The organism is Micromonospora sp. NPDC005305, assembly GCF_040607315.1.
In the GTDB taxonomy this organism is placed as follows: Bacteria; Actinomycetota; Actinomycetes; order Mycobacteriales; family Micromonosporaceae; genus Micromonospora.
This window is the reverse complement of sequence record NZ_JBEXGL010000003.1, coordinates 397,315-410,645: the sequence shown is the minus strand read 5'-3', so window position 1 is coordinate 410,645 and position 13,331 is coordinate 397,315. Positions and strand designations below refer to the sequence as shown.

The window sequence follows — 13,331 nt, the reverse complement described above, 5'->3', positions numbered from 1 at the left end:
ACCGCCCGGCCCGGGCCGGTCAGCAGCCGATCCGGCTGCCGCCCAGCGCCACGTCGTCGAACCAGAGGGTGTCGGCCGCGCCGCCGTAGCTCTCCCAGCCGAACTTGAGGTCGGTGAGCCGCGGACGCCAGGTACGGCCGTACAACTGCCCGTCGACGTCGTGGGTCGGCACGCCGTCGGCCGTCAGCCCGGCGACCTGCCCGGCTCGGGCGGGACGTTCAGCCGCCGTACGGCGGCGCCCGCTGGTGAAGGTGGTGATGCTCGACGATGCCTGGCAAGGGGTGCGGGCGGGGCCCACCCGCCCGCACCCCGTCGCCTACTGGGCGAACGCCTGGAACTCGGCGATCCGCACGTTCTGCGCCTGGGGGCTGGCGGTGGCGCAGTCGGTCGCCGCCCGGGGGTCGGCGTCCTGCTCACCGGCGTACGCCGGCGCGCCGGTGCACTGGTTGGTCAGCACCTCGACGCGCAGGTGCGTCGCCTTCGTCCGCGGGATGTCGAACGACCGCATGATCAGTTCGGGTGCCCGGGGCCGGGGCGCCACCGACGGGAAGGCGTCCGCCGGGCTCGTGTAAACCACCCGGAAGTCGGCGGGGTCGGCACAGGTCAGCGCCTTCTTCGCTTCGCATGCCAGCACCCGGAACTGCCGCAGCGCGGAGAACCGGCTCTGCGTGCCGGCGTCCGGGTCACCGGCGACCGGCGGACGCGGCATGGCGCTGACCTGCACCCGGCGGACCTGCTGGGTGCCCCCGGCCAGGTCGACCGTGACCTGCCGCCCGGCCACCGGGGCGCCGAGCGAGGCCCAGTTGGTGGCCTCGTCGTCGTCGGCGATCCTCGCGAGGTTGATCCCGTCGCCGCTCACCGCCGCGCCCGCGCTGGTGGAGGCCAGGTTCCGGCGCAGCTGCACCTCCAGGTCGCGGACCTGCCCGGCCCGGACCGTGACCGGACCGATCCGGCGGTGCCCGTAACCCGGCGCCCGGACGACGAACTCGTACGTGCCGGGAACCAGGCTCACCCGGTCGGTCAGCGGGGTCGCCGCGTCGGTGTCCGCGACCGGTACGGCCCGCGCCTGGTAGCGGCCGACGAAGAGCTGCGCCCCCGGCACGACCCCGTGGTCGCCCTCCGGCGTGAACCGCAGGGTTCCCTCCCGCGCGTGCGGCGAGGTGAAGCCGGGCGTCGGGTCGGCGTCGGCGTTGCCCACGCTGGCCGCCGCCTCACCGAGGCCCCGGGCGGCGAAGGCGTTCCAGAGCAGGTCCTGGTTGGCGCCGCCGAAGCGGATCCGGTCGGCTGCGAGCATCGCGTCCCGGGCGTCGACCATGCTGACCTGGCTGACCGCCATGAGCAGGAACGAGTCGAAGACGAGCTGGATCCACCGCCGGTTGCCCGGGCAGGCGGTCACCGGCGTCGCCCCGTTCGCGCAGGACTTCTGCAGGGCCGCGTTCCCGGCGCCGTAGCGGCGCATCATGGCCGCCCGGATGTCCACGTTGGTGGCGCTCCACACCTCGCCGGACGCGTGCACCTGGAGGCCGACGAAGTCGTAGTCGATGGCGCTGTAGTTGAGCGGGCTGGCGCTCATGTTGTAGTTGCGGATGCCGGCCCGGGGGTCGCCGGTCGTGTACTCGCCGATGGTGAAGCCGCGCCGGCCCGGCGCCGCGTACCCGTGCTCGTACAGGTATTCCATGGCGAGCTGGTCCGACCAGCTCTCGCTCATCCCCTGCGGAGAGCTGACCCCGGCGTTCGGTCCGGCGATCATGCGACCGCTGATGGCGTGGCCGTACTCGTGGGCGATGACCGACATGTCGAAGTCGCCGTCCACGCAGGGCGGGTAGAACGAGCCGGCGCTCGGCTGCCACAGGTACATGTTGGTGGTCGGTGCGATGCCGTCCGGCGGGGTGATCTGGTTGGCGTTGTTGCGGGCGGCGAAGGTCGGCGGGCCGCCGCTGACGCCGCCGGCCTGCGCGTTGCCCTGCTCCGGGTCGCTGGCCAGACCGCCGCGGCCGAGGTTGTCCCGCTGCATGTTCCAGGTCGCCTCGGTGAAGCCCAGGTGGTAGGACCAGTCGTGCATCCGGCTGTGCATGGCGAACAGGTTCGCGCGCGCCGCGTCGATGTCATTGGCCTGGGGCGAGGTGAAGGTGTCCGGGCTGCACCGCTGCTCGTACCACTGGTTGGTCCACGGGTACGCGTAGTTCCGGTCGGGGCGCGGCGTCGCCGTCTCGGTGCCCACGCTGAACGGGTCGTTGCTGAACCAGTTCTGCACGGCGATCGCGTTGTTGCCGTTCGTCGTGGTGGTGGACGTTCCGGTGGCCGGATCCACGTCCCAGGCCGGCGAGCCGGGGACGCCCACCACCTCCGCGCAGCCGGCCGCCGGCTGCCCGCACCAGCGCACACGGGTGTCGGTGGAGGACTTGTCGACCGGCGGGGAGTTCGGGAAGACCTCCCACGACGGGTTGTCCACGTCGTGGTCGACCAGGTCCTCGCGGACCAGCACGCTGCCGTCGCGGGCGTCCACGTAGGTGGCGAAGGCCGCCGGGTCCGCACCGGTGACGTCCGCGCCGAGAACCACCTCGTACGCCGCCCGCGGCCCCCGGTCCGCGGTCGGCACCGCGACCAGCGAGGTACGCAGGATCGTCGGCCCGGTCAGACCGGCGTCGGTTGCCGCGGCCCGGCGCGCCTGGTCGACGCTGATCGTGGCCGGAGCGGGCGCCCCGCCGTCCCGGGCCAGCGACGAGCTGACGTGCCACACCTTCCCGTCGCGGACGCCGACGGCCAGCATGCCGTCGACCGCGGCGGGCAGGTCACCGAAGCGCTGCCGGAACAGCACGGTGGCGCCGTCCCCCATCGGCGCGACAGTCAACTGCTCCAGCGCGGCGGCGCCGTCGGCGGTCAGCCCCAGCACGTCCCGGTTCGCAGCCACGTACGCCCGCGCCGCGGCGGCCGGGTCGGCGGGCAGGCCGGCGGCGAGCGGCCCATCGGTCGAGGTCAGGGTGGCGGGGGTGCCGAAGTCGGTCCAGCGGACCCGGGCGCCGAGCGCGGCGGCCCGGTCCTGCTGGCGGTCGGTCGGCGCGGTCCGCCCCTTCCGGTTGTCCTTCGTCTTGGTGTCGTGGCGGTCGCCCGGCAGGTGGCCGGGCTGCGCCTGGGTCGGGGTCTCGTCCCGGGGTGCCGCCTGACCGCCAGCTCCCGCGGTCAGGACCATTCCGGCCGCGAGTAGCAGCGCGGTGGCCCCCGTCGTCGCACGCGATGGTGTGCGCACGGTCCCTCCTGTCGTCGAACGGCGATGTCCGTCCTGCCATCCGACCAGCCCGAGTGGACCATCAACACCAGCCGAACATCCACAAATGGCATTGTGTCGATGTCCGAACCCAGTGGGCCTCGATCACGCGCCGGCGGAGGGCCTTCCGGCCGCATCGCTTCTCGGCGCTAGGCCAGGTACGTCACGCGTACCGGCTCGCCGAGCACCGCCTCCGCCGCAGGAACGTCGGCCAGCCGGGAGGCCAGCGTCGCGACGGCGAGCCGATGCGGCAGCGCGGCGCTGAACTTGAGGCCGTCCAGGGCCCTGTCGTTGACGTCCGGCAGGCAGATCCGCCCGGCCGCGTCGGCCACCGCCTCGCGCACCATGTCCCGGTTGAGGTCGGGACGCAGCCGGATCGAAGCGTCGTCGTAGCGCTGGGTCGAGTCGGCCAGCTCGCTCAGTGTGGAGATCAGCGTGGCATTGGCCCGGAAGCCGGCCCAGGTCCACCACCGCACCTCGCCCTCACGATCGCGGACCACCAGCGTGCCGGCCGGATGCACCTGCGAGGCGAAGTCCTCGCGCAGACCGGCCAGCCGGTTGCTGGCACGGCCGGTCAGCGCGACCGGCGGGTCGGCCCCCAGCAGGACGTCCCGCATGGCACGCACCATTCGGTACGACCGCCCCTGCGGCACCCCGCCCGTCATCCACAGCGCCTTGCCCCCGCCCTCCGCCGGCTCGACGAAGCACCGGTGACGCTTCCAGTCGATGTAGGTGACCCGCCAGCTACGGCCGCCCAGCAACAGCAGCCGCGGCCCTTGCACCTTCGCGGTGAGCAGTGCCGGATCGGTACGACCGATCTCGGTGCGCCCCGACAGCACGGTGAACTGGGGTGGTGCGGTGAACACCGCCAGCATGTCCATGAAGTGCCGTCGGCCGAATCGGGCTTCAGCCTCCGGGCCGATGAAGAGCATGCCGGAATCCGAGTCGAGGTACCCCTGGTTGACGAGGTGACGCACGATGACGTCGGCGGTCTTGTCGAAAGGCGGCAAATCATTCCACTCATGCCGCCAGAGCTGATCTCCAAGCCGATGCTGCTGCAGCGACAGCGCGAGCACCTGCTGGGCGACGATGTGCCGCGGCTCGGGCGGAGGCACGACCTCCTCGACCCACCCCTGAGCCCAGAGGTGGAGCAGACCGGCCGCCTGCAGGAGCCCGTCGCCGTCGAGTGCGAGGAAGAGGCAGTTCCGAGTGCTGCCGAGGCGACGGCCGGTCCGGCCGATCCGCTGCAGGAAGGCGGCGACGCTGCGGGGTGCGTCGACCTGGATGACCCGATCGAGGTCGCCGACGTCGATGCCCAACTCAAGGGTGCTGGTGGCGACGATGACGCAGTCGCGCTCCTGCGCGAACGCCTCCTCCGCGCGGCGCCGCTCGTCGACTGACAGCGAGGCGTGCGAAAGGAACGTGGTGACGTCGAGCGCCCGCAGCCGCTGGCCGAGTTCCTCGACCAGCGCCCGGGACTCGCAGAACACCAGCCTCTTCTCTCCCCGGTGCAGTGCGGCGATCACCTTCGCGGCGTTGTGCACCGAGCCGACGTAGTCCAACTCGACCTCGCCCGCCGGCCGAGCGTTGGACACGGCGGTGGCGGGTGCGGCATCGGGTGCGACGATGCGCGCCGGCCGCCGGTCGCGGCCGGATCCCTGCAACCAGCGCAGCAGCGCATCCGGATTGCCGACGGTCGCCGAGAGCCCCACTCGCTGGACCGGCCGGCCGGTGACCCGGCTGAGCCGTTCCAGTACGGCCAGGAGGTGCCAACCCCGGTCGTCGCCGGCAAAGGCATGTACTTCGTCCACCACCACGGCCCGTAGGCCGCGGAAGAACTCGTCGTGGTCGACGGTGCTGCTGACCAGCATCGACTCCAGCGACTCGGGGGTGGTCAGCAGGACGTCCGGCCGCTCGCGGAGGATCCCCCGCCGCCGCGCGGTCGTCACGTCGCCGTGCCACAGTGCCGACCGCCGGCCCAGCCAGCCGGTGTAGGCCTCCAGCCGGGGCAGGAGGTTGTTCAACAGCGCCTTGAGCGGGCAGACGTAGAGCAACGAGGTGCCGGACCAGTTCTCCTGCGCCATCCGCGAGAGCAACGGAAACATCGCCGCTTCCGTCTTGCCACCCGCCGTTGGAGCGAGGAGCAGGGCGTCCTCGCCGTCGAGGAGCGGCCGCACGGCCGCCTCCTGCAGGGGTCGAAGCCCCGGCCACTGCAGCGAGTTCACCACGTGGTGCAGGACGACCGGGTGCAGCAGTTCGGCGGACACCTAGACGTCCAGGGCGATCTCGTCGGCGCTGGTCGCATTGCGTTCCACGTCGGTCATCTCAGTGGCGGAGAGGGTCAGCGCGTAGTGCTTTCGCGGGTCGAAGTCGGCGAACTGGTCGACCCGGTCGAGCACGTCCCCCACCAGCTTCTTGAGGTAGAGCCGCGGTGCCACACCAACCTTGCCACCGAGCCCTCCGGCGACCGCCCGCGCCAACTCCCCCAGGTACGCGTCGTCCACCAGGGCGCTCACCCGCTCGGGCGCCGCGGACCCGCCCGCGTACAGGTCGCGCACCCGGCCACCCAACTCCACCAGCGAGTCGACGGTGAATCCGGACAGCCGGATCTGCACCGCCCTCGGGTTGTCGAAGCGCGGATCCGTGGTGAAGTCGACCGCGAGCCGTTGGGCGAGCGGGGCGAGCCGCTGCACGCCTTGGGGCCCCTCGTAGAAGGCCGGAGTGCCGGTGATGACGAGGTAGAGACCGGGGAAACGGCCGGAGTGCACCTCGTCGATGAGCTGACGCAGGGCGTTGAGCGCCTTGTCCCGGGCGTCGGAGCGGACCCGCTGCAGCGTCTCCACCTCGTCGAGGACCAGCAAGAGTCCGGGGTGGCCGCTGTCGCGCAGGACCGCGAGCAGCCCTTGCAGGAAGCTGAGCGCCGCGAAGTGGTCGAGGTCCCCCCGTACGCCGGCGACCCGGCGTGCCGACGCGGCGACGTGCGGCTGACCGCCGAGCCAGGCGAGCACGGCGTCAGCCGTCGCCGGATCATCCCCGAGGCTCGCGGTGCGGTAGCCGCGTAACGCGGCGGCGAAGGCGGGCGCGCTACGGCTGACCGCGGCCAGCCGCTGGTCGAGCAGCATCCCCACCGCCCGGTCCAGCGCCTCCGCATCGTCAGGTGACACCTCCCCCGTCGCGAGGACGTCCTCCTCGAGGGCGTAGAACCAGCCGTCGACGACCGGCCGCAGCGCGCTCGGCGGGAACGTGGCGGTGGTCAGGCGCTCGGTCAGCCGCCGGTAGACGGTCTCCAGCTTGTGCAGCGGCGTCTCGTTCTCAGAGATCTGCACCTCGGCGGTGGCGAGATTGGCCCGCTTGGCCCGCTCCGCGATCCAGCGCGTGAAGAACGTCTTGCCGGATCCGTATTCGCCGCGGATCGCCTTGAACACCGAGCCGCCTGCGGCGACCGTCTCCAGATCCTCACCTACCGCGCCGGCGAACCTGTCCAGCCCGACGGCGAAGAGGTCCAGGCCGGCCGAGGGCACCGCCCCGCGCCGCAACGCGTCGATGACCTCGCGCCGCCGGGCCGGACTGACGCCGTTCACGCCACCCCTTCCGGCAGCCCGAACTGGGTCCGCAGCAGCGCGACGTCGAGCCGGACGGTGCGTCCGTCGTCGATCACCGACAGCACGGGGTAGTTGTCGACGTTGAAGATGCGCTGCAGGGTGTTGGCGAAGCCGCCGGCGCGGGCCGGCAACTCCCCGGCCTGCTGCGCGAGCACGGCGGCAGACAGAACACCCTTCGCCTCAATCAGCGCCCGCATCGCTGCCGCGATCTTTGCGCGGTCGACCTTGCGGGGGGTCAGGCTGTGCTGCGCCTTGAAGAGTTCAGTCTCGAGCAGCGCAGTCACGAGGTCGCTGCTGTCGAGCGCCGGCGCCGCGGAAGCCGGCGCCACTTCCGGCATGTCGAACAACGCCGCCTCCCCCGCGACCACCGGCGCCTTGCGACGGGGTTTCACGGCGGGGACCGGAGCAGGCGCCGAGTTGGCGACAGGTGCGCTGGCCTGCCACCACTCGGGTCGGCGTCCCTCCGCCGGGGCCCAGCCCTGAGGAACGTCGGCGACGTTGGGCAGCAGGTAGGCCAGCAGGGGGATGGTCACTTCGGCCAACGAGGCCCCGCCGTGATAGCCGGCCTTGGTGGGACGGTAGCGCCGGAGCGGGTCCCAGAGCGCGATGATCCGGTTCCCCTCGGCCACCACCCGCGGACCGCTCAGTTCCACCTCGCCCGGGCCTGCCGGCCCGGGGCCGGTGCGATGCCGGGCTGAATCGGCGTCGGCGGCTTTGACGTACTCGCCGCCACGCTCGAGCACGTGACCGTGGTCGCTGGTGATGATGACCGCCCGGCCTGAGGACCGGGCGAGGTCGAGCAGGCTCCGCAGGAAGCCGAGGTCGCCGAGTTGCCAGCCGGCCTCGTCGCCTTCCCGGCCGTGGGCCAGCGCGTCATCCACCGTGTTGATCACCACGGCGACCAGGCGCGCCGCGCCCGCAAGTGCATCGGCGAGGTCGCTGGCGAGCACCTGGCCCGCGCCGCCCCGAGCCGGGCCCTTGTGGAAGATCCGGGCGTCGTCGCCCCACCGCCCCTTGTCGAACATCTGCCGCTCGGTGGCCTGGGTGCCGAGGCGCAGGGCACCGGCGAAGAGCGAGGTCCGGGACACGGCCGTCAAGGTCGGCAGCGCAGCCACGATTCCCCGGCGGTGGCCGACGCCCCCGCGAGCCAGCGGGTCGTACTCGACCCAGTCCTGGGACAACTCGTCAGCCAGTTCGACTCCGACGGCCGCACTCATCCCGTCAAGCACGACCAACAACGCCGGCCGGTCCGCGCGAACCAACGGGTCGATGACCCGGGAAAGGAGGTTCTCGACCGTCAGGAGATCCCCGTCATTGCCCGGCCCGGCCGTGGCCCAGGCCGCGAGCCGGTTCGCGAAGGCACCGTCGAGGTCCCGACGCCGCTGCTGCGCCCGCTCGTGGACCTCGCGGAAGGCGCGCTGCAGCTCGGGGTGGACGTCCTCACCGGCCCAGACGTGGTTCAGCGCCAGGTCGACCCAGCCCCACTCGGCGATTTGCCGCTGCACCCCGTCGGCGACGCTGGCAGGCGGCTCGACCGTGGTCCCGAGCCACCGGACGAGCCGCTGGGCCATCCGGACCCGGCGCAGCCGTTCCGCCTCCGCCTCGGCCAACCGGTGTCCGGCCAGGCTGTCGACCGCAGTGTCCAAGGCCGGGTCGGCCGGGTCCGTCAGGCCGGCGAGGAGCGCCCGCGCCGCGTCGCCGACGCGTTGCGTGAAGCCGGTACGCAGGATGGGGCTGTGGCCGGCGCTGCCGGCGGCGTTGAACAGGATGAGCAACTGCTCGGCCCGGTCCAGGACCGCATGGCCCTGCCGCCGGACGTCCGCGTCCCGGTCGGCCAGCATCGCGCCGACCACCTGCACGGCCGCTTCGGCGAGCCCACGTACCGTGCCATCGTCGTCGAGGTTGCCGACGTACTGGTCGACGCGCCCCTGGGCCCGCACGGCGTCGGGCGTGTCGGTGGTCCAGAGCGCATCGCAGACCAGCCCCAGCGGCAGCGCGTCCGCGCCGCGGCCAGCCTCGACGAGGGCGAAGAGCGCTCGGGCCGGGCGGCCGAACTGCTCGACCAACCAGCGCGCCAAACCGTCGCGCTCCTCCTGCCGGAGCTGGTCGAACGCCTCGACCGCGCCATGCTCGACGCTCCACCGCAGCAGGATGGTCACGTCGAGGTCGTCGGGGTCGTTCCCACGCCGGTCCAGGCCGAGCCGCACGGCGGCCAGGTGGCGGAGGGCGACGTCCCGGGTCAGCACCTTGGTGGTGAGCCTGGGCCATCCACCCGGGGGCATGGCGTCGAGCAGGGCAGGGCCGGCCCACCGCTCGCTCTCCAGAGCCGTGTCCGGCACCTGAGCGCCGAACGCGTCGACGACCAGGTCCCAGGGCTCGACGGTGATCACCTGCTGCCGGAAGATGCGGCTGCGCACCCCGGGGCCGAGGCCGGTCCCGGGGATGTCGGTGAGCACGACCAGCACCTCGTCGCCACGTTCGGCGACGAGGTGCTCCCAGACGGCGAGCGGCGAGACGCACGGCACGACGCGGGCCTGGCGGCCGCCGGGCAGCGGCAGCACCGGTTCGTGCGGCCAGGCCGGCTCCGCGCGGACCACCATGACCGGGTACGGGTCCCCGTTGCGGTGCCGATCGAGCTGCTGCACGACCTTCTGGGCCAGCGCGGCGGGGCTGATCCGCAGCGCCTGGGCGAGCGCGGGTGCCTGAGTCACGACACGATTCTCCAGCTCACCTCGATGGTGGCGTCGGGGTGATCGCTGATGTACCGCTCCAGCTTGGTAAGCGCCTCCGTCGATTGCCCACGAACGATGAGCTCCTTTTCCGCTGCAGGAGGCGGCGGGGGCGGCGGCGGCGGCGGCGGCGGCGGCGGAAGAACAATCCTGGTGGCCTCACGGATCAGCTCGACCGCGTCGGACTGCGCTCGCCGGAGAGCCGGAGACAGCGGTGCGGTCAGCTCATCGCCCTGGGCAACGCGACGCAGCTCCGCAAGGATCGCCGAGGCGCGGACCGCGTGTGGCGCGGGCAGGCCAGCGATGATCTCGAAGTTGTCCCATGACGTGCCGGCGAATGCCGCCGCGACCTGGGCAGCGCTGGTAATGCTCTTACCTGTCCTGTCTGCCGGCCCCGCCAACTCCGCCCGCGCGAGCCGCTCGACCGCCTCCTTCGCCGAACGTGCGTTGACGAGCGCGTCGAGCAGATCCGCCGCTGCGTGGGCCGTGGCGAGTCGCCCGGATTCGCGGTCCAGCTCAAGCCGGCTGCTGTGCTGCTCGAGACGGCTCGCCAGCGTGTGGGCGGCCTCTCGGTGCCGGTTTGCCTGGGTGACCAGGTCACGGCCGAAGAGCGCGACCAGCCGACCGCGGCGCAGGGCGAGCGGCTGGAAGCCGAAGATCGCGGCGGCCCGCGTCCGGGCCCGCTCCCAGTCCTCCTCGCTGGGCAGGCTCTCCTCGCGGAGGGCGTGATCGATCGTCAATTTGCCGATCTCCGGCGCCGGCATCACCTGGCTGCCGTGCAGGTAGAACGCCCGGTCGGTCTGCTCGGCGAAGGTCGCCACAACGAGCTGCGCGACGATCGGGTCGAGGCCCCGGGGCTTCGGTTCGTCGATCCAGCGCAGCAGGTCTGCGACCCGCAACTCGCCGGTGATGCCCTCGCTGGCGGCCTTCTGCTGGAAGTGCTGGACCCACTCCCCCTCGATGACGAACGCCGCCTCGTGCATGGTGCCGAGCTTCAGCGGATTGGCGATCCGGCGCATGGTCTGCCGGTGCGCCCGTTCCACCTCGACCCGCCCCTCCGGCGACTCGACCGCCCGCTGGACGTACCCGAAGACGGTCTTGACCTCCTGGAGCCGCACCGGCTCGCCCTTGCGGTCGGGGTCGAAGTCCGGGTGGGCCGGGTACTGCTGGGTGAGCATCTGGTCGCCGATGCTGCGCAGCGCGTCGTCGAACGTCGCGCCCATCGGCAGCTTCGGCTCCAGCGCCCGGGTCAGCGACTGGAGGTGGTCGTCGAAGCCGAGCTGCACGTCGGTGGGCTGCTTCGCGGCCAGCCCGTACGCCTGGCGCAGGACCCCCTGCATCTTGGCCAGCAGCGCGCTGCGCTGGTTGGTGAGCGCGGCGTGCGCGCGGCGCCGGTCGTCGGGGTTGAGGTGCTCCGCGTGGCTGTCGAAGCGCTGCCCCTCAAGCAGCTTGTCGATGATGACGAGCTTGCCCAGCTCGTTGCGGCGCTCCACGGTCAACGCGGCCGGGATCCAGCAGACCGTTCGGGCGTTGGTCCGGCTCAGCAGGTTCTGCACGCGCTGCCGGTCGTCGGCCGGCCCGTGGCTGCCGTCGTCGAACGGGTAGTCGACGATCATCCGCCAGCCGGTCGGGTCGTTCGGGTGGAACGCCTCGTCCCGGATGTCGTGGGGATCGCGGACGTTGCCGTAGACCAGCTCGATGACGCGCCGGCTGCCCCGCCAGGTCAGCCCGGCCTCGGCGAAGAACGAGTCGCTCCACGGCACGCCGAGCTGCTTCCAGAGCAGCCGCTGGACGATGTGCTTGCGCGCACCCTCGTTGTCGTAGTGCTTGGCGGTGGCGAGGACGCTGTCGACGTCGACGCCGACCAATTCCAGCGACACCACCGGGTCGTCACCTTCCCCGATGCGAATCTCGGGGAACTGGCCCGCCCAGTCGGCGAGCTTCCGGTTGACCTGGGCAACCTCACCACCAGGGATCGGGCTGGTGATGCTGCCGTGGTTGAGCGCGGAGAGGCGCCGGCCGGTGAGGTTCCGCAGGGCCGGGACGCTGGGGGCCAGGGCGGCCAGCAGCAGCGTCTTGATCAGCCGGTCGTCGCCGGTGAAGGCGCGGATGCGACCGGCTACCTCGGGGCTGAGCTGGTCTCCGCGGCGGGCGGCGTCGAGGTCTTCCTCGGCGAGCCCGTGCTGGCCCAGCAGGTGGGGACGCAGCTTCAGGTCGTACAGCTTCTGGGCCATCTCGAACTCGGCCTTGAGCTTCTCGGTGAAGGGCTGGTCGCCGCCGCTGCTGATCACGTCGTAGAGGTCGCCGAGCGGGACGAGCTGGCCGAGGCGGAGCGTCTCCCGCCGGTCGACCAGGAGCTGCCGCATGAGCTTGAGCGCGGTGCGGGACCGCTGCAGGGCGCTGGAGACGTGCACCAGGGTCGAGATGAAGGCCGGGCTGAACGGGTACGTCGACCGGAACGCGTCGATGTCGGCGCCGCTGCCGGAGTCGCTGCCGAGCAGGGTGTCGAAGACCTCCCGGCGTACCTTGGTCGTGCTCTCGAAGGCGCGCGAGATCGCCTCGCCGGCCTCGGTGGTGAGGGGCCTGAGCAGGCGCCGGCGGGCGATCTCGGGGAGGTTCCGGTCCTCAAGGTTGATCAGGTCGAACCGGCCGCTGGCCAGGTTGAGGGTGTCCTGGTAGCCCAGCTCGTTCGCGCCGACGACCTCTTCGCCGACGAGTTCGCGCAGGTCCCGCTGACGAGCGATGAAGCTGATCACCGGAATGGGCCGGCGGGTGTCGCCACCCTCGACGAAGTTGGTGATCTTCTGGATCTCGCGGGAGACGAACTGCTGGTCACCGATGGAGTTGGCCAGCCAGAGGATCAGCTCGTCGAGGAAGAGGATCAGGCCGTGGTAGCCGAGTTCCTTGGCGTGCCGGCTGATCTCGGTGAGGCCCCGGTCGAGCGAGATGAACGCCTCGGCGTCCTCCCGGGCATTGCTGAAGAAGCCCACGTTCCAGCTGGTCAGCAGGTCGTTGACGAGCTTGCGGCGGAGCTCGTCGGAGTACGCGCCGGTGAAAGCCTGGTCCAGCCGCTCTGGGGTCCAGAACGCCTCGTTGTCACCCCATTCGTCCTCGACATCGCCGCCGGGCAGCCCGGCGATGAACTGCGCGTCGCCGATCTTCTGCCGCATCAGCCCGGCCTGCTCCAACAGCGAGTCGGTCCGGTGGACCGCCGGGATGGGTGCCTCCGGATGCAGCGTGCGTACCCGGTCGACGTAGCCGCCGAGCACCCGCTGCTCCAGCGAGCGGGCGTCGAGCAGGTGGTACGGGATGAGCAGGAACTTGCGACCGTCCAGCCAGACGCTGTGCTTGGCCACCAGCGGCGCCAACTCGTCCCGGCCGCGGGCCGCCGGCTCGCCCCGCAGCAGCGCGTGCAGCACCGCCATGAAGTGCGACTTGCCGGAGCCGAACGAGCCGTGCAGGTACGCGGCCTTGGAGGCGTGCGCCTCGACCGCGGAGCGAATCAGCCCGAGCGCCTCGTCGAAGTTCGCCAGCAAACGATCCGTGACGACGTAGTCGCGGAGGGTGGCGTCGGCGTCGGCGACACTATCGGAGAGCTTGAGCACGAAGTCGCTCACGCTCGTGCGCTCCGGGATGTCGATGAACTCCCGGAGCAGCGGCGCAGGGGTGGGCTGTGACATGCGGATTACCGTATCGGTAACACCCCAGGCTCAGGTGCCGCCACCCGGCGAGGAC

6 protein-coding genes are annotated in these 13,331 nt (G+C 71.8%); all 6 read right to left on the bottom strand.

Annotated features, from left to right (window positions below):
* Window positions 1-19 precede the first annotated feature (19 nt).
* On the bottom strand, window positions 20-298 hold the full coding sequence (locus ABZS80_RS07915; protein ID WP_355055016.1) for a hypothetical protein: 279 nt from the start codon (window positions 296-298) through the stop codon (window positions 20-22).
* A gap of 18 nt (window positions 299-316) precedes the next feature.
* On the bottom strand, window positions 317-3,247 hold the full coding sequence (locus ABZS80_RS07910) for a M36 family metallopeptidase (RefSeq protein ID WP_355055015.1): 2,931 nt from the start codon (window positions 3,245-3,247) through the stop codon (window positions 317-319).
* A 167-nt stretch (window positions 3,248-3,414) separates the two neighbouring features.
* On the bottom strand, window positions 3,415-5,532 hold the full coding sequence (locus tag ABZS80_RS07905) for a DEAD/DEAH box helicase (RefSeq protein ID WP_355055014.1): 2,118 nt from the start codon (window positions 5,530-5,532) through the stop codon (window positions 3,415-3,417).
* A complete protein-coding gene (gene brxD, locus ABZS80_RS07900) occupies window positions 5,533-6,846 on the bottom strand; it encodes a BREX system ATP-binding protein BrxD (RefSeq protein ID WP_355055013.1) in 1,314 nt (437 codons plus the stop codon).
* Complete coding sequence (gene pglZ, locus ABZS80_RS07895; protein WP_355055012.1) at window positions 6,843-9,578, bottom strand: BREX-2 system phosphatase PglZ; 2,736 nt, start codon at window positions 9,576-9,578, stop codon at window positions 6,843-6,845. Before pglZ ends, brxD begins: the two co-directional genes overlap by 4 nt.
* Window positions 9,575-13,276, bottom strand: a complete 3,702-nt coding sequence (locus ABZS80_RS07890) for a hypothetical protein (protein ID WP_355055011.1) — start codon at window positions 13,274-13,276, stop codon at window positions 9,575-9,577. Before ABZS80_RS07890 ends, pglZ begins: the two co-directional genes overlap by 4 nt.
* Window positions 13,277-13,331: the final 55 nt, after the last annotated feature.

What these genes read in the sequence shown, in the direction of transcription:
- ABZS80_RS07890 (WP_355055011.1), bottom strand. Translation starts at nt 13,276, where the DNA reads ATGTCACAGCCCACCCCTGCGCCGCTGCTCCGGGAGTTCATCGACATC.